At 69.1% G+C, this 19718-nt stretch carries 19 protein-coding genes; 13 read left to right on the forward strand and 6 right to left on the reverse strand.

Annotation, left to right across the window (positions count from 1 at the left end; translation table 11 throughout):
- Nucleotides 1-17: 17 nt before the first annotated feature.
- From ACFW16_RS18870 to ACFW16_RS18880, 3 genes are all read right to left on the reverse strand, one after another.
- Nucleotides 18-1085 carry a DUF2333 family protein gene (locus ACFW16_RS18870; protein WP_380307757.1) on the reverse strand — a complete coding sequence of 356 codons (1068 nt, stop codon included), beginning with the start codon at nt 1083-1085 and terminating at the stop codon, nt 18-20.
- 204 nt (nt 1086-1289) lie between these two features.
- On the reverse strand, nt 1290-2279 hold the full coding sequence (locus tag ACFW16_RS18875; RefSeq protein ID WP_380307759.1) for a hypothetical protein: 990 nt from the start codon (nt 2277-2279) through the stop codon (nt 1290-1292).
- Nucleotides 2280-2452: 173 nt separating this feature from the next.
- The gene (locus ACFW16_RS18880) at nt 2453-3109 is read right to left on the reverse strand and encodes a hemolysin III family protein (RefSeq protein ID WP_380307761.1); all 657 of its coding nucleotides are present in this window, start codon (nt 3107-3109) and stop codon (nt 2453-2455) included.
- Between the two features lie 496 nt (nt 3110-3605).
- Between ACFW16_RS18880 and ACFW16_RS18885 the strand changes: the two genes are divergently transcribed.
- On the forward strand, nt 3606-5498 hold the full coding sequence (locus ACFW16_RS18885; protein WP_380307763.1) for a hypothetical protein: 1893 nt from the start codon (nt 3606-3608) through the stop codon (nt 5496-5498).
- A gap of 75 nt (nt 5499-5573) precedes the next feature.
- On the opposite strand, the gene ACFW16_RS18890 is transcribed toward ACFW16_RS18885, so the two are convergent.
- Nucleotides 5574-5786, reverse strand: coding sequence for a DUF1127 domain-containing protein (locus ACFW16_RS18890; RefSeq protein ID WP_380307765.1), 213 nt, complete (start codon nt 5784-5786; stop codon nt 5574-5576).
- Between the two features lie 147 nt (nt 5787-5933).
- Here ACFW16_RS18890 and gcvA point away from each other — a divergent pair, with 147 nt between their 5' ends.
- The 12 genes from gcvA (at nt 5934) to ACFW16_RS18950 (ending at nt 17896) form a co-directional block, all read left to right on the forward strand.
- Nucleotides 5934-6866 carry a transcriptional regulator GcvA gene (gene gcvA, locus ACFW16_RS18895; RefSeq protein WP_380307767.1) on the forward strand — a complete coding sequence of 311 codons (933 nt, stop codon included), beginning with the start codon at nt 5934-5936 and terminating at the stop codon, nt 6864-6866.
- 137 nt (nt 6867-7003) lie between these two features.
- A complete protein-coding gene (locus tag ACFW16_RS18900) occupies nt 7004-8197 on the forward strand; it encodes a LysR substrate-binding domain-containing protein (protein ID WP_380307769.1) in 1194 nt (397 codons plus the stop codon).
- A gap of 333 nt (nt 8198-8530) precedes the next feature.
- Nucleotides 8531-9526, forward strand: coding sequence for a BMP family protein (locus ACFW16_RS18905; RefSeq protein WP_380307771.1), 996 nt, complete (start codon nt 8531-8533; stop codon nt 9524-9526).
- A gap of 19 nt (nt 9527-9545) precedes the next feature.
- Nucleotides 9546-11129 carry an ABC transporter ATP-binding protein gene (locus ACFW16_RS18910; RefSeq protein WP_380307773.1) on the forward strand — a complete coding sequence of 528 codons (1584 nt, stop codon included), beginning with the start codon at nt 9546-9548 and terminating at the stop codon, nt 11127-11129.
- Nucleotides 11126-12304: an ABC transporter permease gene (locus ACFW16_RS18915; protein ID WP_380307775.1), complete on the forward strand. Its 1179-nt coding sequence runs from the start codon at nt 11126-11128 to the stop codon at nt 12302-12304. The genes ACFW16_RS18910 and ACFW16_RS18915 overlap by 4 nt, the downstream gene beginning before the upstream one ends.
- Complete coding sequence (locus tag ACFW16_RS18920) at nt 12301-13269, forward strand: ABC transporter permease (protein WP_380307777.1); 969 nt, start codon at nt 12301-12303, stop codon at nt 13267-13269. Before ACFW16_RS18915 ends, ACFW16_RS18920 begins: the two co-directional genes overlap by 4 nt.
- 3 nt (nt 13270-13272) lie before the next feature.
- Complete coding sequence (locus ACFW16_RS18925) at nt 13273-13689, forward strand: cytidine deaminase (protein WP_380307779.1); 417 nt, start codon at nt 13273-13275, stop codon at nt 13687-13689.
- 22 nt (nt 13690-13711) lie between these two features.
- Entirely contained in the window at nt 13712-14134 is a 423-nt protein-coding gene (locus tag ACFW16_RS18930; protein WP_380307781.1) for a hypothetical protein, read from the forward strand.
- A 129-nt stretch (nt 14135-14263) separates the two neighbouring features.
- On the forward strand, nt 14264-15583 hold the full coding sequence (gene deoA, locus ACFW16_RS18935) for a thymidine phosphorylase (protein WP_380307783.1): 1320 nt from the start codon (nt 14264-14266) through the stop codon (nt 15581-15583).
- Between the two features lie 2 nt (nt 15584-15585).
- Entirely contained in the window at nt 15586-16536 is a 951-nt protein-coding gene (locus ACFW16_RS18940) for a DMT family transporter (protein ID WP_380307785.1), read from the forward strand.
- On the forward strand, nt 16533-17522 hold the full coding sequence (locus tag ACFW16_RS18945) for an adenosine deaminase (protein ID WP_380307787.1): 990 nt from the start codon (nt 16533-16535) through the stop codon (nt 17520-17522). The genes ACFW16_RS18940 and ACFW16_RS18945 overlap by 4 nt, the downstream gene beginning before the upstream one ends.
- Before the next feature lie 26 nt (nt 17523-17548).
- Nucleotides 17549-17896, forward strand: coding sequence for a RidA family protein (locus tag ACFW16_RS18950; protein ID WP_380307789.1), 348 nt, complete (start codon nt 17549-17551; stop codon nt 17894-17896).
- A gap of 94 nt (nt 17897-17990) precedes the next feature.
- Here the strand turns inward: ACFW16_RS18950 and lepB are convergent, their stop codons facing one another.
- Both lepB and ACFW16_RS18960 read right to left on the reverse strand, forming a co-directional pair.
- The gene (gene lepB, locus ACFW16_RS18955; protein WP_380307791.1) at nt 17991-18761 is read right to left on the reverse strand and encodes a signal peptidase I; all 771 of its coding nucleotides are present in this window, start codon (nt 18759-18761) and stop codon (nt 17991-17993) included.
- 80 nt (nt 18762-18841) lie between these two features.
- On the reverse strand, nt 18842-19663 hold the full coding sequence (locus ACFW16_RS18960; protein WP_380307793.1) for an SDR family NAD(P)-dependent oxidoreductase: 822 nt from the start codon (nt 19661-19663) through the stop codon (nt 18842-18844).
- Nucleotides 19664-19718: the final 55 nt, after the last annotated feature.

The raw sequence follows: 19718 nt of genomic DNA on the forward strand, positions 1-19718 counted from the left end.
GGACGGTCCGCCGACCCTCAATTCCGCAGCACGTTCGACAGCTCCCGCATCTGGGTGCGGGCGCGCAGCAGGAAGAAGCCCTGCACCGCCAGGTGGTTGGGCTGGAACATGGCGTCGGCGCGGCCGTTCATCACCACCAGCGGCCGCAGCTCCGCCGCCTCGCGCAGGTTGTCGACCATCTCGTCCCAGATCTTGGTCGCGCCGGACTGGGCGATCACGCCCTCGAAGTCGCGGCCGAGCGCGCGCAGCACCAGGAAATAGGCGTAGAGCCGGCCCTTGGTGGCATAGAAGATGTCGTCCGCCCGGGTGTCGATCAGCCAGCCGCGGCTGGCCTCGATATGGTCGGCGATCACCGAGGATTGCGAGCCGAGGTCGGCGGCGAAGCGGTCGATCGTCTGCAGCAGGTTGTCGGCCCGCCGCTCGAACGGCGCGGTGCCGGCGGCGACCTGCTGGTTGTAGCTGCGCAGCGCCCGGGCGGCGGCACGGTACTGCGATTCCGACGAGGCCGTCGGCGCCCAGGAGGTGCTGAGGTCGAACAGCCAGATCGTGCCCGGATAGCGCAGCAGGCCGGTGGCGCGGTCGAGATCCGGATCCACCTGGGAGGAACCGCGGGACCGGCCGATCTGGTCGCCCATCTCGGAGGTGAAGCGCGACAGGGCGTAGACGATGCCCTGCTGGTAGTTCGGCATGTTGTCCAGGAGCCAGCCGGGCAGGAAGAACGGGTCGTTCGCGGTCCAGCGATGGGCGCCGCCGGTCTCGCGCTCGATCAGGGCTGCCGCGATCTCCACCGCCTGGCTGCCATTGGCCACCGGCGCGGCCGCGGTGAAGTCCGGGTCGTCGTCGATCGCGTGCACGATGAAGGCGCCGACCGCCATGTAGAGCACGAACAGCAGCACCAGCCCGCCGATGCCCCAGCCGACCGCCCGGGACCAGCGCCGGCCGCCGGCGGGCGGTGGCGCGGCGGGCGGGGCGCCGTCGCCGGCCGCCCGGCGCCGGAACAGCCCGCCCAGTCGCGCGCGCCAGCCGCGACGGGCCGGCGCCGGATCGAGGTCCTCCTGGAAGATGTCGTCCGACCGTTCGCTCACTCGCCCCTCGCCGCCTGATGGTCTCGCGAAACAGAATGGCGATGGCGGCGGTCCGGTGCCAGCCCCGACACGGTGGTGCCGGTACAATCGGCCGCGCGCGCCGACGACGCCTCAGCCGTGCCGGTGGATGTGGGCGGGTGTCTGCATGTCGCGCCACCGGGCATTGCGCTCGTCGTCCTGGCGGCGGCGTCCGGCGTCGGCCGATCAGGGCGGGCCGCGGGGGCGGAGCAGGATCGGGGGCGGCCGTGGCGGGCGGGCCGGTGCCGGCGGTCGGCCGGTCGTCCCCGTGCGGCGCCGGGACGAGTTCCCGGTTCCGGTTGAAGACTCGCCGGCGGCGAGGCTGTGCATGCGGCGCCCGCCCTTCGGGCCGGTGCCTGGACCATCGGTCCCGGCTTTCGCCGTGGCAGCGGGGGGGCCGCCGGCCGGCGGGATCCCGCCGGGCGGAATGCCCAGGGCCCGGCACAGGTTGGCGATCAGGGCTTCGATCGGCAAGGCGGTGTCGGCGAGGTCGACGTCGATGCGCTCGTCCTCGGTCAGCTTTTCCCAGAGATCGGCGGTCAGCTGTTCCTTGGCCTCGGTGTCGGGGGCCTCGGTGTCGGGGGCCTCGGTGTCGGGAACCGCGGCGATGGCGGCGGCGACGCCCTGGGCGACGGCGTGGCGCCGGTCGTCCGTTTCGTCCTGCCGGCTCTCGCGCCGGTGCTCGGCCTCGCGCCGCGCCGCCTCGCGCTCCTGGCGCAGCCTGGCCTTCAGCGCGATGGCGCGGCGGATGCCGAGGAACAGGCTGCTGAAGCGGGTCTCGGCCGTCCCGGCGCGGTCGAGATCACCGGCCGCGAGGGCGGCGAGGGCCAAGGCGTGAAAGCCGCGGGCCAGCTCCTCCGCGAGCTCCATCAGCTCGGACGTCATCGCGGCGTCGGCCTCGATCGCGGCCGGCGACGCGGCGGTCAGCACTTCCCGCCGCCGGCGCAGCTTGAGCGCCACGGCGCGGCGGATGGCGAGGAAGAGGCTGCTGAAGCGGGTCTCGGCCTTGCCGGCACGGTCGAGATCGCCGGCCGCGAGGGCGGCGACCGCCTCGGCCTGGAAGGTCCGGGCCAGCTCGAGGGCGAGCCTGGTCAGCCCGGACAGCACCTCGGTCTCCCGCTCGTCCGTGGACGGCGAGGCAGCGGAGGAAGCCCCGACTGTGCTGGCATCGACCATTCCAACATCAGAACAAAAAGAGAACAAACGGTCAAGCGGAATCGCACCCGGCTGAATGGTCATCGCAATGTCAGGGGCCGGTGCTGCTGCATCGCCATGCCGATGGCCACGCCCCTGCGGGGCTCGCCATGACGGCTCTCTCGCGATACCGCTGCAAAGATCCGACAGCGGCGTCAGCCGCGAGGCACGACGGTGACCATGATCCCAGTGAAGTGCAGGGCGCTGCCGGCCAGCACGAACAGGTGCCAGATCATGTGGTTGAAGGGCAGCCGGTCCCAGACATAGAAGGCGACGCCGGCGGTGTAGGCGAGGCCGCCGGCCACGATCCAGCCCACCGCGGCGCCACCGAGCGACGACCACACCGGGCCGATCGCGACCAGGATCAGCCAGCCCATGCCGAGATAGAGCGGCAGCGCGACGTGCCGGCCGTAGCGGCGCCAGAACAGGCGCAGCGCCACGCCGGCGATCGCGAGGCCCCAGATCACCGCGAACAGTGTCCAACCCCAGACGCCGCGCAGGCCGAGCAGCAGGAACGGCGTGTAGGTGCCGGCGATCAGCAGATAGATCGAGGCATGGTCGAGCAGGTTGCAGGCGTGCCTGAACCGGGGCGTGCGCGCCGCATGCAGCAGGGTGGACGCCACATAGGTCAGCACCAGCGTCGCGCCGTAGATCGCCAGGCTGACGATCTCGAGCGCCCCGCCGTACAGGCTGGCCAGGATCACCAGGATCACCAGCCCCGCCACGGCGAGGGCGGCGCCGATGCCGTGGGTGACCGCGTTGGCGATCTCTTCGGCCAGGCTTTCGGTGCGGTCGGCGATCCCTTCAGTCATGGGATCAATCTAGCATCCGATCCGGCCGCCGCCATGCGGCGCGATCATCCAGCAGCTTGGCCCTCGGCAGGCTGTCGAATACACCGAAACAAGAGCGACGATCGACAATAAAAGAATCTAATTTTGAACAATATTTAATAGATCACCAGCGACCATTCATACTGTTCTATCAAATCCCCTTGTCGGATTTCGTTTCGTTTGTAATGGTGAAATCCAGACCCGAATCTGAGGATCGGCATTTTCGTCGCCAGATCCATAGATTTCGATGTTTCCGAGATCGAATAGTCCAAGGGAGGCGAACCTGCATCCATGCCTGCGTCGATCGCGGAGCATGTCCTTCGTCTCGCCACGACGGTTCAGTGGTCTCAACACCGAATATTGGCACCTGCCAAAACCAACCCAATCAAAAAAGGAGCCGATCGTGGGGGAATTTGAAGCGACAAGTTTATCGGAGCGTGTGCGGCAGAAGACACTTCGGTATTCAAAGCAGATAGCGTTGGCGCTGACCCTCGCGATGTCCGGCGCGGGCCTGGCCCACTCGCAGGATCTGGCAATGCGGGCCGATCAGACCGCCTATGGCGGCCAGATCGGCGTCCCATTGAAGCAAGGCGACTTCGTCTATCTTCCGGCTGGATCCACCGTCACGGCATGGGACTACCGAAATCCGGAGGCGCCCCGGCTGGTCGGCGACACGCGCCGGCAGCCGCTTGCCGGCGTCATCACCTCGATCGCGTCCCGTGGCCGATATCTTTACGCCAGCTGGCGGCGACAGGACGGCACCTCCGGCCTGGCCATCTATTCCCTCCTCGATCCGGGGCGTCCGAGGCTGGTCGACGGCGGCACCCTGCGGAAAAGCGCAGCGGCCGAGGCCATCACGGCCATCTCGATCGATGGGGACTTCCTCTATGCGTTCGACAGCGAGAGAGGCCTGGTCGTTCACTCCCTGGCCGATCCGCTGTACCCCAGAGCCATCCGGGTGGTCGAGGGCGGCCCAGCCGATGTGGTCGGCATGGCCGGCAATCGCATCTTCACGTCGGGCCGGACGTGGCTGGGCGACACCCTGCTGCAGATCTTCGACAACAGCCGGAAGAATTTGCCCAAACGAGTGAGCAGCGAAAATCTGGACGGGTTCGACAATTTCCGCCTGCAGTTTGCCTGGCCGCTCGCGGTGGGGTTCGGGCTGAGCGTCAACCTGTATTACCTGCCGCCCTGGGGCGGTCCGCCGCTGCTGTGGGGCAGCGCGGCGCCGGGCGAAGCGCTCTTCAATGGCTTCATCGCCGGCGACAAAGCCTACGGCTTCGGAGCATCCGGCGTCAGCGTCTGGAGCCTGCGCCTGCCGATCCGTCGTGTCGGCCACGCCGACTTCGACAATGCCTTCGCCGCGGAAACGACCACTGTGCAGGGCCAGTTCGGATGGGTGGCCACCACCACCGATCAGCTGGCTCTCTTCGACACGGGCAGGACGGCATCGCCCCGCCTGGCCAGCGTCGTCGATACCCTTGGCGGCGCCGATGTCAGGGACGCGGCCCTGATCGACCGCAGCCTGGTCCTGCTGCAGAACGTCTATGGGCTGAGCGCGGCCAACGACGACGATCTCGCGCCGACGGGACGGTTCGACGCCGACCTGCCGAAGGCCAAGCAGGCCCGTGCGTTCGAGGACATGGCGGTCGATGGCAGGCGGGCCTATCTGGCGGCCTGGGGCTATGGGTTGATCGTCGTCGATCTCAGCAATCCGTCGGCGCCGCGCGAGCTGGGGCGCCTGCCCGCCGAATTCTCCTCCGCGATCGCGGGGAAAGGCCGGCATGTCTATCTCGGCACGGCCACGAACGGGGGCTCGGTCACATCGGTCGACGTGTCGAACCCGGCCCGTCCGGCGGTGCGGAATGCGGTTCCGGTGGACACCCGGGTCGAGCGGCTGCAACTGGCCGGAGGGCTGCTCTTCGCGGCCACCGCGCCGGACGCCGCGGGAGGTCCTTCGGGGGGCTTGCGCATCTTCGACGTCGGCAACCCCTCGCAGATCAGCGAGATCGGACGCTACACCGACGATTGCGCGTTCTCGAGCGACCTGGCCGTCAGCGACGATGCCAGGACCATCCACCTGCGATGCTCAAACGGCCTCCACATCCTGGATGTGAGCCAGCCGAGCCGGCCGATCCGCGTCGGGTTCTACGCGGCCGGCCCCGGTGGCCCGGCAATCGCGCTCGGCTCCGGATCGGTGTTCGTCGCGACGGACGGGGATGTCGAGGAGGTCGATGTCCGCAACCCGCGCCGGCCGACCTTGCTGAATCGATATCACCTTCCAGCCGAGGCTCGCCGGCTGCGGGTGATGCCGGGCCGCCGCCTGTTCGTGTTCACAGGGACGGGCGGCCTGCGGATCATCAAGCTCTGACGGGCCGCGGGAAAAGCGGGCCGTCCGACGTGATCGGCCCTGGGGCGCGGAGCACCCAGGGCCGATCGATGCGGATCAGGCGCGCCAGAACGGCTTGCGGATCTCGGCCTCGACATCGCTGTGGCTGAGCCCGACATCGGCCAGGACATGATCGTCGAGGCTGGACAGGTGACGGCGCTGGCGCTCGCGGTCCTGCCAGTCCAGAAGCCGGTCGACCAGGCGCAGGACCAGGCCCCGGGAAGCGATGGCGTCGCGAGAGGCGGTGAGCTGGATTCCAGTGGCGGACATCACGGTTCTCCTTGCATTCGAGAGCGGCTGGCCCCGCAGGGGAAGCATCCGCCTCGCCCTGATAGTTGCGCCTTCGTTCTCGTTTCGACAAACGAGGCTTTCTCGTGCTACGGCTTAGAAAATCTATCGCACGACCGGGCCGATCCGATGGCGCGCCGCCTGCCTCCGCTCAACGCCCTCCGCGCCTTCGAGGCCGCCGCCCGGCACCTCAGCTTCGTCGACGCGGCCGACGAGCTCGCGGTCACGCCCGCCGCGGTCAGCCATCAGGTCAAGGCGCTGGAGGCGCATCTCGGCGTCGCCCTGTTCCAGCGGCTGCCGCGCGGATTGGTGCTGACCGAGCAGGCCCGCATCCTGGCGCCGCAGCTGACCCGCGGCTTCGACCGCCTGGCCGAGGCGGTGGCGCGGGTCCGGGTCGACGAGGTCCAGACCGTGCTGTCGGTCACCGTTCTCCCCTCCTTCGCCGTGCGCTGGCTGCTGCCGCGTCTGGCCGGCTTCCGCCGGCTCAACCCCGGCGTCGAGATCGAGGTCAGGGCCCAGCACCAGGCCGTCGACTTCCGCGGCGAGCGGGTCGACATCGCCCTGCGCTACGGCCGCGGGGGCTGGCCCGGCCTGCATGTCGAGCGCTTCCTCGATGACGCGGTGTTCCCGGTGTGCAGCCCGAGGCTGCGCGACGGGCCGCACCCGCTGCTGCGGCCCGAGGACCTGCGCCACCACACCCTGATCCACGACGTGCTGACCGGGGACGACGAGCCCTGGGTCACCTGGCAGCACTGGCTGCTGCATTTCGGGCTCGACGACGTCGACCATCGCCGCGGGCCGCGCTACAGCGACAGCCACATGATGCTGGAGGCGGCCGCGGCGGGCGAAGGGGTGGCGCTCGGCCGCAGCTCGATCATGGCCGACGACCTGGACCGCGGCCGGCTGATCCGCCCGTTCCCGGACATCCAGGTGGCCGACTACGCTTACCATTTCCTGTGCCGGCCCGACGCCATCGACCGGCCGGCCGTGCGCGCCTTTCGCGACTGGCTGGTCGCCACGGCGGCCGACGACCCGACCGCGCCCGACACCGTGGAGCGGTGACCGCCCCCGGGACGCACACCGGAGATCATCCATGACCGGGAAAGGATGAGGAGAGATCGGCCTCTATTCTCATGGAACGCAGCGCGTCGGCTCGCTATCGTGCCTGATCGGCGCCTACTCTCGGCTGGGAGCGTCCTGTGGAACGCCGCCTCGCTGTCATACTTGTGGCCGACGTTGTCGGATATAGCCGCCTCATGGGGCTCGATGAGGAGCGGACGCAAGCTGCGTTCCGAACCTGCCATGCCGCTATCGCGGCGATCATCAGCAAGCATCGTGGCAGGATCTTCGGTGGCGCTGGCGACAGTGTATTGGCTGAATTTGCAAGTCCTGTCGAAGCCGTGTGGGCTGCAATAGAAATCCAGAATGATATAGCCGAACGACCCCTCGATTTACCCGAGGGCCAGCAAATGCAGTTCCGGATCGGGATCAACCTTGACGATGTGATGGTTGAGGACGGCAACCTTTACGGCGATGGGGTGAACGTGGCGGTTCGCCTGGAAGCATTGGCCGAGCCGGGCAGCATATGCCTCTCCGGCAATGTTCACGACCATGCGCAGCAAAAGCTGCCACTGCAGTTCGTCGATCTCGGAGCGCAGCGCCTAAAGAACATCGCCAAGCCGGTACATGTCTATCGCGTAGCCCCGCACAGTCCCGCCAAAAATGTTCTGTCGGTGACCGCGGCCGATGCATTTGCTACAAATTGGCTGGCGCCACGGTTAGGGAAATTTCAGGCAATTCACCCTGACATCGACTTGAGGCTCGAGGCCATGAGCCGAGTGGTCGATTTCACTCGTGAGGCATTCGATATCGGCATTCGCGAGGGTCACGGCAATTGGCCCGGCCTCATGTCCCATTTGTTGATGCCAATCGAGTTCACGCCCTTCTGCAGTCCGGAATTCCTGGTCCGCACCGGCAAGCTCATCGCCCCGACCGATCTCTTGCAACTCCCGTTGCTCTCTTGGGGAACGACCAACGATTGGTGGCGTGAGTGGTTCGAACTGTCAGGCATCTCGAACCCGGAGCCGGCATTCCGCCCATCGATTCAACTCAGGGCGCAGACGGCGTTCAGCCAGGCGGCGATGGCGGGACAGGGGATGGCCATCCTGAACCCCGCCCTGTTCGCTGCCGAGATTGCCGCTGGCCTTCTGGTTCAGCCGTTCGATATCGTCGCCCGAAGCGGATTGAGCTACTGGCTCGTTTACCTGGAGGAATGCCAAAGCTTTCGAAAAGTTGGCGCCTTCAGGGAATGGATCCTTGAAGAGGTCAAGGGCGACGTTGTGCCTCCGGCAGCCGATTTGCGTCGCCTGCAACGCAGGCGCCCCCGGCGATAGGCCTTTTGTCCGATATTAATACTGATTTTCAACGCAAAATTTGCTTTGACCGTTTGGTCAGGATTTCGTTACGGTTCGACTTCAGGAGAGGCGGCGCCGAGACACGGGAATCCGGCCACGGCGCCATGCGAGGCTTGCGGTTCGTCGTCTCCCGGCTGGAAGCCGGGATCGAGCCCCTGGGAGAGATGATGACGACGGCTTCCGATGCCGGCATAGCCGGCCTGCTCCATATCCTCCACCCATGCCCCGACGGCCAGCCCTCGCGGTGCTGGCGCCCCATGCGCATGGCAGATATGTTCTGACTCTTGGTTCGACAGGGAGCGTCTTCCAACAATGAAAAACCTTCTCTCCGCCCTCGCCCTCTCCACGGCGCTCGTGGCCGGGGCTGCCTTCGCCGACGAGGTGAAGCCGGCAGTGGTCTTTGACATGGGCGGCAAGTTCGACCGCTCCTTCAACGAAGGCATCTACAACGGCTCGAAGAAGTGGTCCGACGAGACCGGCGTGAAGATCGCCGAGTTCGAGGTCACCAACGAGTCCCAGCGCGAGCAGGCGCTGCGCCGCATGGCCGAGAACGGCGCCAATGTCGTGATCGCCGTCGGCTTCGCCCAGGCCCCGGCGCTGGAGATCGTGGCCGAGGAGTTCCCGGACACGAAGTTCGCGATCATCGACGCGGTGGTCGAGAAGCCGAACGTCCAGTCGATCGTGTTCAAGGAGCAGGAAGGCTCCTTCCTGGTCGGCGTGCTGGCGGCGCTGGCCTCGAAGACCGGCACGGTCGGCTTCGTCGGCGGCATGGACATCCCTCTGATCCGCGCCTTCGGCTGCGGCTACGTCCAGGGCGTGCACTACGCCAATTCCAGCGCCAAGGTGCTGGAGAACATGACCGGCACCACCCCGGCCGCCTGGAACGACCCGACCAAGGGCGGCGAGCTGGCGCGCAGCCAGTTCGACCGCGGCGCCGACGTGGTCTATGCCGCGGCGGGCGCCACCGGCCTCGGCGTGCTGCAGGCCGCGGCCGACGCCAAGAAGCTGTCGATCGGCGTCGACAGCAACCAGAACCACCTGCATCCCGGCTCGGTCCTGACCTCGATGCTGAAGCGCGTCGACGTCGCCGCCTACAACGTCTTCAAATCGGCGCAGGACGGTACCTTCAAGCCCGGCGTCAACGTGCTGGGCCTGAAGGAGGACGGCGTGGGCTGGGCGCTGGACGACAACAACGCCAAGCTGGTCACGCCGGAGATGAAGACCAAGGTCGACGCCGCGGCCAAGGGCATCATCGACGGCTCGATCCAGGTGGTGGACTACCGCACCAACAACTCCTGCCCGATGTAACAGCGGCGTCCGATCCGCAATGGACAATGATGGCGTGACCCGCGCCGCGACGGTCGGCGGTGTCCCTGCGGGGGCGCCGCCGGCCATCGAGCTGCGCGGCATCAACAAGAGCTTCGGCCCGGTCAAGGCCAACCAGGACGTCTCGCTGACGATCGCCCCCGGCACGATCCATGGCATCATCGGCGAGAACGGCGCCGGCAAGTCGACGCTGATGTCGATCCTGTACGGCTTCTACGAGGCCGACAGCGGCGAGATCCTGGTCAATGGCCGGCCGCAGCGCATCACCTCCTCCAGCGACGCGATCGCGGCCGGCATCGGCATGGTGCACCAGCACTTCATGCTGGTGGAGCCCTTCACGGTGCTGGAGAACGTGATCCTCGGCGCCGAGGGCGGGGCACTGCTGGCCGGCGGCAAGGCCCGGGCGCGGGCGGAGCTGCAGCGGCTGGAACGCGAATACACCCTGGAGGTGCCGGTCGACGCCGTGGTCGGCGACCTGCCGGTCGGGCTGCAGCAGCGGGTCGAGATCCTGAAGGCGCTGTACCGCGGCGCCGACACCCTGATCCTGGACGAGCCGACCGGCGTGCTGACGCCGCAGGAGGCCGACCATCTGTTCCGCATCCTCGCGGCGCTGCGGGCCCAGGGCAAGACGGTGATCCTGATCACCCACAAGCTGCGCGAGATCATGGCGATCACCGATGCGGTGACGGTGATGCGGCAGGGCCGCGTCGTCGCCAATGTCGCGACGAAGGAGACCAGCCGCGAGCAGCTGGCCGAGCTGATGGTCGGCCGCAAGGTGCTGCTGCGGGTCGACAAGACCCCGGCGCGGCCGGGCGAGACGCTGATGGAGGTGCGCGGCCTCGACGTCGTCGACGGCCAGGGCGTGCGCCGGGTCAAGGACGTGTCCTTCGCGCTGAGGGCCGGCGAGATCGTCGGCATCGCCGGCGTGTCCGGCAACGGCCAGTCGGAGCTGCTGGCCGCCCTGGCCGGCATGGTCCGGCCGGCCAAGGGCGACATCGCGGTCGGCGGCACCGCCCTCTCCTCCCTCCCGCATGTCGATGCCCGGACGATGCGCCGGCTGGGCGTCGGCCATGTGCCGGAGGACCGGCACCGCGAGGGGCTGGTCACCGCCTTCACCGCCGCCGAATGCGCCATCCTCGGCCACCATGCCGACCCGGCCTATAACGGCGCGGTGATGACCGACGGCCGCAAGGTCCTGGCCCATTGCGAGCGGCTGATGAAGGACTACGACGTGCGGCCGCCGAACCCGCATCTCAAGGCTGCCAACTTCTCCGGCGGCAACCAGCAGAAGATCATCGTCGGCCGCGAGGTCGAGCGCGACCCGAAGGTGCTGCTGGTCGGCCAGCCGACCCGCGGCGTCGACATCGGCGCGATCGAGGCGATCCACCGCCGCCTGGTGGCGCTGCGCGACAGCGGCAAGGCGATCCTGCTGGTGTCGGTCGAGCTGGACGAGATCCGCTCGCTGGCCGACCGGATCCTGGTGATGTTCGACGGCATGATCGTCGGCGAGGTCGCGGCCGACGGCGCCAGCGAGCAGTCGCTGGGCCTGATGATGGCCGGCGTCCAGCAGGAGGCGGCGGAATGAGCGCCTTCGGCCGTCCGGCCGATGTGCCGCGCTGGGTGTCGATCGGGCTGATCCCGCTGGTCAACCTGGTGTTGGCCTTCGTCGCCGCCGGGCTGGTGGTGCTGCTGATCTACTGGGGCCAGTACGCCGACGGCACGCTGCCCGGGGCGGATTATCTCTACACCCCGGTGCGGGCCGCGGGGCTGCTGCTGAAGGGCGCCTTCGGCAGCTTCCCGAACTGGAGCTACACGCTCTACTACACCACCAACTTCATCTTCGCCGGCCTGGCCGTGGCGGTGGCCTTCCATGCCGGACTGTTCAACATCGGCGCCGAGGGCCAGGCCTATGTCGCCGGGCTCGGGGTCGGGCTGGTCTGCCTGTATCTCGACTTCCTGCCCTTCATCCTGGTGCTGCCGCTGGCGATCGTGGCCGCGGCGCTGTTCGGCGCCGCCTGGGCCTTCATTCCGGCCTATCTGCAGGCGAAGCGCGGCAGCCACATCGTCATCACGACGATCATGTTCAACTTCATCGCCTCGTCGCTGATGGTCTATCTGATGGTCCATGTGCTGATCGCGCCGGGCCAGCAATCGCCGGAGAGCCGGGCCTTCGCCGCCGGCACCGTGCTGCCGACCATCAGCGAGGTCCTGTCCTGGTTCGGCATCCGCATGCGGCGGCTGCCGCTGAACCTGTCCTTCCTGTGGGCCCTGGCCTGCTGCGTCTTCGTCTGGATCTTCATCTGGCGCACCCGCTGGGGCTATGCTCTGCGGACGGTAGGGCTGAATCCCCGCGCCGCCGTCTATGGCGGCATCTCGGTCGCCGGCATCATCATCCTGGCGATGTGCATCTCCGGCGCCCTGTCCGGCTTCATCGCGCTGAACGAGATCATGGGCGTGCAGCGGCGCATCCTCTTGAACTTCGTCGCCGGCGCCGGCTTCGTCGGCATCGCCGTGTCGCTGATGGGCCGCAACCATCCGTTCGGCATCATCTTCGCGGCCCTCCTGTTCGGCGCGCTGTACCAGGGCGGGGCGGAATTGAACTTCGACATGCCGGAGATCACCCGCGACATGGTGGTGGTGATCCAGGGTCTGGTGATCCTGTTCGCCGGCGCGCTGGAGAACCTGTTCCGGCCGCGGATCGAGGCGCTGTTCCGGCGCCGCGCGCCGGCGCTGCAGGCGGCGAAGGGGACGAGCTCATGACCCTGCTCGACGTCATCGCCCTGCTCGACGCCACCATCCGGACCTCGACGCCGCTGGTGCTGGCGGCGCTGGCCGGCCTGTTCGCCGAGCGGGCCGGGCTGGTCGATATCGGGCTCGAGGGCAAGATGCTGGCCGCGGCCTTCGCCTCCGCCGCCATGGCCGCCGGCACCGGCTCGGCCTGGGCCGGGCTGGGCATGGGCGTGGCGGTGTCGGTGGTGCTGGCGCTGCTGCACGGCTACGCCTCGATCACCCATCGCGGCAACCAGGTGGTCTCCGGCCTCGCCATCAACATCCTGGCCTCGGGCCTGACGGTCACGCTCGGCATCGCCTGGTACCAGCGCGGCGGCCAGACCCCGTCGCTGGAGGGCGACGCCCGGTTCCAGCAGATCGTGCTGCCGCTGGCCGACACGCTGCGCGAGGTGCCGGTGATCGGTCCGATCTGGTCCGAGCTGGTCTCCGGCCATTCGGTGCTGGTCTATGCCGCCTTCCTGGCGGTGCCGCTGACGGCCTGGATCGTCTACCGCACCCGCTTCGGCCTGCGCCTGCGCGCGGTCGGCGAGAATCCCGCGGCCGTCGACACCGCCGGCATCTCGGTGACAGCGCTGCGCTACCAGGCGATGGTGCTGACCGGCGTGCTGTGCGGCCTGGCCGGCACCTATCTGTCGGTCGCGCAGAACGCCTCCTTCGGCCGCGACATGACCGCCGGCAAGGGCTATCTCGCCCTCGCCGCGCTGATCTTCGCCAAGTGGAAGCCCTGGCCGGTGATGCTGACCTGCCTGCTGTTCGGCCTGCTCGACGCGCTGGAGGCGCGGCTGCAGGGCACCCGCATCCCCGGCATCGGCGAGATCCCGGTCCAGTTCATCCAGGCGCTGCCCTATATCCTGACCGTGGTCCTGCTGGCCGGCTTCATCGGCCGGGCGACGGCGCCGAAGGCCAGCGGCGTGCCTTACGTCAAGGAGCGCTGAGCCATGCCCGATCCCGGCTTCGAGGCGTTGTTCCAGGCGGCCAGCGCAGCCCGCGCCCGCGCCCATGTGCCCTATTCGCATTTCCCGGTGGGCGCCGCGATCCGCACGCCGGACGGCCGCATCCATGCCGGCTGCAATGTCGAGAACGCCGCCTATCCGCAGAGCCAATGCGCCGAGGCGACGGCGATCGGCGTCATGGTCGCGGCCGGCGGCAAGGCGATCGAGGAGATCGTGGTGATCGGCGGCGAGGCCGGCGACACGCTCTTGTGCACGCCCTGCGGCGGCTGCCGCCAGCGCATCCGGGAATTCGCCCGCGGGGACACGAAGATCCATGTCTGCGGGCCGGAGGGGCTGCGGATGACCACGACGCTCGACGCCCTGCTGCCGCATTCCTTCGGGCCGGAGAACCTAGCCGAGTAGCTTACAGGCGCAGGTGGCGAATATGAATCGTCAGGCCCGACAGCGTCTGATCGAAGAGATTTCCGAACAGCAGCGAGCCGGGCCGATCGAGATCGCGGTGCCACTCGACCTGTTCTTCGACGGCAATGACGATCGCGGCTCGATCGGCTGCAATCTCGGGGATGAGCAACCGGCCATTGCCGAATTCTACCGGACGCTGTCCGACTTGCGTCGGAGGCCCGAGGTGCAGGACATCCTGGTTCGCATCTGCGCCGTGGACGACGATGAGAGCTGGCCGTTTGCGGATACGGTCTATGTCATCTCGTCCCTCCGGCAGAGCGAGATCGAGAGTGCCCTTGCCGGCCTGAGGTTTGACGAGGTCGTGGCCAAATGGATGTACGGCAAGCCGCCCGCCGTGGCGGAGCCAAGGCCCGGCTTCACGCCGTACAGCGTTTGGTGGGATTGAGCGGAGCCCACACGCCGCCTCTGGCGTCCGCCCCCGTCCCGTCCTAGTAAGAACCAACCGTGTCCAAACGGATTCGCCCGAGGGTCGCCATGTCCGAGTTCGCCGCCGCGTCGGCCGAGCGCCGCTGAGATGGCGCTGCTGCCGCAGGAGATCATCCGCCGCAAACGCGACGGGGCCGTGCTCGACGTTGCCGAGATCGAGGCGATGGTGCGTGGCGCGGTCGACGCCAGCGTCACCGACGCCCAGATCGCCGCCTTCGCCATGGCGGTCTTCTTCCGCGGCATGACGATGCCGGAGCGGGTGGCCTTCACCCGCGCCATGGCCCGGTCCGGCCGGGTGCTGGACTGGGCCAACCTGCCCGGCCCGGTGCTGGACAAGCATTCGACCGGCGGCATCGGCGACAAGACCAGCCTGATCCTGGCCCCGATCGTCGCCGCCTGCGGCGGCTTCGTGCCGATGATCTCCGGCCGCGGCCTGGGCCACACCGGCGGCACGCTGGACAAGATGGATGCGATCCCCGGCTATGTCAGCCAGCCGGAGACGGAATTGCTCGACCGGGTGGTGCGGGCGGCCGGCTGCGCCGTGGTCGGCGCCACCCGCGACATCGCCCCGGCCGACCGCCGCATCTACGCCATCCGCGACACCACCGGCACGGTCGAATCGATCGACCTGATCACCGCCTCGATCCTGTCGAAGAAGATGGCCGCCGGCCTGGGCGGGCTGGTGATGGACGTCAAGTTCGGCACCGGCGCGTTCATGAGCGACATCGGCGACGCCCGGGCCCTGGCCCGCTCGATCGTCGACGTGGCCAATGGCGGCGGCCTGCCGACGGTCGCCCTGCTGACCGACATGAACCAGCCGCTGGGCCGCACCGCCGGCAACGCGGTCGAGGTGCGGGAAGCGATCGACCTGCTGACCGGCGGGCCGAAGGACGATCGTCTGTGGGAGGTGACCGCCCGGCTGACCGCCGAGCTGCTGGTGATCGGCGGCCTGGCCGCCGATGCCGAGGCCGCCCGCGTCAAGGTCGAGCACGCTTTGGCCAGCGGCGCCGCGGCCGAGCGCTTCGCCCGCATGGTCCGCGACCTGGGCGGTCCGGGCGATATCCTGGAAAAGGCTGACAGCCACCTGGCGGCGGCGCCGGTGGTCCGGCCGATCGCGCCGGAGCATGACGGCGTCGTCGCCGCGGTCGACGCCCGGGCGATCGGCGTCGCCATCGTCGCGCTGGGCGGCGGGCGCACCCGGCCGGAGGACGGCGTCGACCACGCCGTCGGCCTGACCGAAATCGCCGCCATCGGCGAAGCCGTCGGCGCCAAGGGCCGCCCCCTGGCGCTGCTGCATGCCCGTGATGAGGCCTCGGCCGCCGCGGCGGAGGCGGCGATCCGCGCCGCCGTCACCGTGGCCGACACCGCCCCGGCCCAGCCGGCGCTGGTCGCCGAGCGGATCGCCTGAGCATGGCCGCGCAGGCAGTCGCCGCGCCGCCGCAGGCGAGGCAGTCGGCGGCCCAGGGCATCGCGCTCTATGCCGGCGGCGTCTTCGTCCTGTGCGTCATGGACGCCATGATCAAATGGCTGTCGGCAGACTATCCGATCGCCCAGATCGTATTCTTCCGCGCCTCGATCGGGCTGATCCCGACCCTGGTGCTGCTGTATCGGCCGCCCGGGCTGCAGGCGTTGCGGACCCGGCGGGTCGGGGCGCATCTGCTGCGCGGCCTGGTCGGCGTCGTCGGCACCTTCGGCTTCTTCTGGGCCTTCGCGGTGATGCCGCTGGCCGACGCCTACGCCATCGGCTTCGCCGCGCCGATGTTCATCACCGCCCTGTCGGTGCCGATCCTGGGCGAGAGGGTGGGGATGCGGCGCTGGCTGGCCGTGCTGGTCGGCTTCGGCGGGGTGATGATCATGATCCGGCCGGGCGGCGAGGGCAGCAGCTTCGGCGGCGGCGCCGCCATCGCCCTCCTCGCCACCGCGGCCTATGCCCTGTCGATGGTGCTGATGCGCCTGTACAGCCGCACCGAGACCAACGCCTCGATGATCTTCTACGCCACCATCGTCATCGTCGCCGTCGCCGGGGTGCAGATGCCCTTTATCTGGGTGACGCCGAGCTGGAAGGACGCCGGCCTGCTCGCCGTGCTCGGCCTGCTCGGCGGCATCGGCGCGATCATGATGGCGCAGGCCTACCGTGTCGCGACGCCGTCGATCGTGGTGCCGTTCGAATACACCGGCATGATCTGGGGCGTGGGCCTGGGCTTCATGCTGTGGGGCGACGTGCCCGATCTGTGGATCTGGGTCGGCTCGGCGGTGGTCGTCGCCAGCGGCCTCTACATCCTGCACCGCGAGACGCGGAGCCGCCCCCCCTCGCCGCCGGCCGGGACCACCGACCCATCCGGCGGGATTCCGGTATCATGACGGAGGCTGCGGCGATGCTGCCGAAGGCGGAGCTTCACCTGCATCTGGAGGGCGCGGCGGGCCCGGACCTGGTCCGCCGCCTGGCCGGCCGGCACGGCATGACCCTGCCGGCGGAGCTGTTCAACGCGAAAGGCGAGTTCGCCTGGACCAATTTCCTGCACTTCCTCAAGGTCTATGACGCCGCCAGCACGGTGATCCGGACCGAGCAGGACTATCGCGACGTCACCTACGAGTACCTGAAGGCCTGCGCCGCCGAGGGCGCGATCTACGCCGAGCTGATGTCCTCGCCCGACCATGCCGCCGCGGCCGGCCTGTCCTATCGGGGCCATCTCGACGGCATCGCCCAGGGCATCGAGGATGCGCGGGCCGAGACCGGCATCGAATCCCGCATCATCGTCACCTGCGTCCGCCATCTGGGGGCGGAGCGCGGGGTCGAGGTGGCGAAGCTGGCGGCGAAGCACCCGCACCCGCTGGTCACCGGCTTCGGCATGGGCGGCGACGAGGCCGGCTTCCCGCCGCGCCTGTTCGCCCAGGCCTTCCGCATCGCGCATGAGGAGGCGGGCCTGGCCTGCAACGTCCATGCCGGCGAGGCGGCGGGGCCGGAGAGCGTGTGGGCGGCGCTGCGCCTGCCGGTCGCCCGCATCGGCCACGGCGTGCGCTCGATCGAGGACCCGACCCTGGTGCGCGAGCTGGCCGACCGCGGCATGGTGCTGGAGGTCTGTCCGACCAGCAACGTCGCTACCAAGGTCTATCCGGACTATCGTGCCCATCCGCTGCGCCAGCTGATGGAGGCCGGGGTGAAGGTGACGCTGAACAGCGACGACCCGCCCTATTTCGCCACCACCATCGGCCGCGAATACGATGTGGCGGAGCGGCATTTCGGCCTCGACGAGGCGGCACTGCGGCAGGTGACCCGCACCGCGCTGCAGGCCGCCTTCGTCGACGAACCCACCCGGGCCCGGCTGCTGGCCAGGCTCGAGTCCTGATCCCACCCGAAGAAGAGAGGATACCCATGACCATCAAGCGCATCGGCGTCGGGCCGCGCATGAGCCAGGCCGTCATCCATGGCGACCGCGTGTTCCTGGCCGGCCAGGTGGCCGAGACCCCGACCCCGGACGTGACCGAGCAGACCCGGCAGATCCTGGCGACGATCGACGGGCTGCTGGCCGAGGCCGGCACCGACAAGACCAAGCTGCTGACCGCCAACATCTGGCTGGCCGACATCGCCGATTTCGCCGCCATGAACGCGGCCTGGGACAAGTGGGTCTCGCCCGGCAACACCCCGGCCCGCGCCACGGTCGAAAGCAAGCTGGCCGCCCCGGAATACCGGGTCGAGATCCAGGTCACCGCGGCGATCTGACCGCAGGTCGTACCACCCGCGTAGGTTGGGTTCGCCGTGGCGAACCCAGCAGCATCAAGTGTTGGGTTCGCTTCCGCGAACCCAACCTACACCCTCACTCGATCGCCGACAGAAACCGGTCCAGCCGCAGGCCGGCGGGCCAGGTCCAGACCGGCTGCGAGGCGCGGCCGAGATCCCAGGACGCGACCACGACCTCGGCCTTGCCGACCAGGTCGCCGACCGGCAGCAGGCCGACGCCGCCGGCGCTGACCGGCAGGCGGCTGTCGGCCGAGTTGTCGCGGTTGTCGCCCATGACGAAGAGATGGCCGGGCGGCACCGTCACCTCCGCCATCTCGTCCAGAGGACCGTGGGCATAGAGCTTGAAGATCGGGTGGCTGACGCCGCCCGGCAGGGTCTCGATCGCGCGGATGGCGGCCGCGGTCGTGCCGCTGCCGCGCTCCACCCTGCCCTTGCCGTCCGGCCGCAGCCCCGCCGGCGCGCCGTTGATCCAGAGCCGCCCGTCGCGCATCGCGATGCGGTCGCCCGGCAGCCCGATCACCCGCTTGACCCAGGTCTGCGACGGGTCGCCGGGCCAGCGGAAGACGACGACGTCGCCGCGATCCGGCATCCGGCCCAGCACCCGGCCGCTCGCGGGCACGGTCAGGCCGAAGGGCAGCGAGGCTGCGCTGTAGCCGTAGCTGAACTTGGTGGCCACCAGCTCGTCGCCGATCTGCAGCGTCGGCTCCATCGAGCCGGAGGGCACGTAGAAGGGTTCGGCGATGGCGGTCTTGCCGGCGGTGATCGCCAGCAGCAGCGCCGCCAGCTCGCCGGCGCCGCGCAGCCAACGCCGGGCGCTTCCGTTCCTCGATGCCGTGTCGGTCGCCATCGCGCACCTCCGAGGCCGGACCTTCGCGCCGCGCCCCGCCCCGGACAAGTTACGAATGGGACATGATCAGCGCCGGCCGTTCAGCCCGGTTCGAGACCGGTGAGGCGTGCGCTCAGGCACCGCAGCCGCTCCCGCACCGCCGGATCCTCGGCCTGGGCCAGGGGCCGGGCCCGATGCCGGCCGCTGAAGTAGACGCCGCTTTCGCCGTCCAGCTCGGGCGAGACCGCGAGCGCCAGGATCGCCTCGCCGCCCTCCTCGACCGTGCTGATCGGCCGGGTGCCGCTTTGCCGCACCATGGTGGTGTCCATATAGGTCGCGGGATGCAGGCAGGTGGCGGTGACGCCGCTGCCGCGCAGTTCCTCCGCCAGGTCGAAGGTGAACAGGATCTGCGCCAGCTTGCTCTGGCAATAGGCGCGGACGCCGCTGTAACCGCGGGTCAGCATGACGTCGTCGAAGTCGATCGCCTGCTGCCCGGCCGAGGCGACGTTGACAATCCGGGACGGCGTGCCGCGCCGCAGCGCCGGCAGCAGCAGCCGGGTCAGCAGGAAGCCGGCGAGGTAATTCACGGCGAAGCGCAGCTCGTGCCCGTCGGCGCTGGTCTCGCGGCGCGCATTCGGCCCGGTGCCGATGCCGGCATTGTTGATCAGCCCATCGATCCGGTCGTGCCGCGCCAGGACCGCTTCGGCCAGGCGCCGCACCTCGGCCAGAGAGGACAAATCGGCCGGCAGGAACTCGGCGCTGCCGCCTTCGGCGCGGATCGCCTCCAGCACCGCCTGACCGCGCGCCTCGTTCCGGCCGTGCAGCAGCACATGGGCGCCGTCGGCTGCCAGCCGGCGGGCGACCCAGCGGCCGACCCCGTCGGTCGAGCCGGTGATCAGGGTGGTCTTTCCGCGCAGATCCATGGCGGGCTCCTTCCTTTCGCTCCCAGGGAGATGGGGACTGCCCTCAGCATCCGAC

This window comes from Inquilinus sp. NPDC058860 (genome assembly GCF_042743185.1).
Classification (GTDB): domain Bacteria; phylum Pseudomonadota; class Alphaproteobacteria; order DSM-16000; family Inquilinaceae; genus Inquilinus.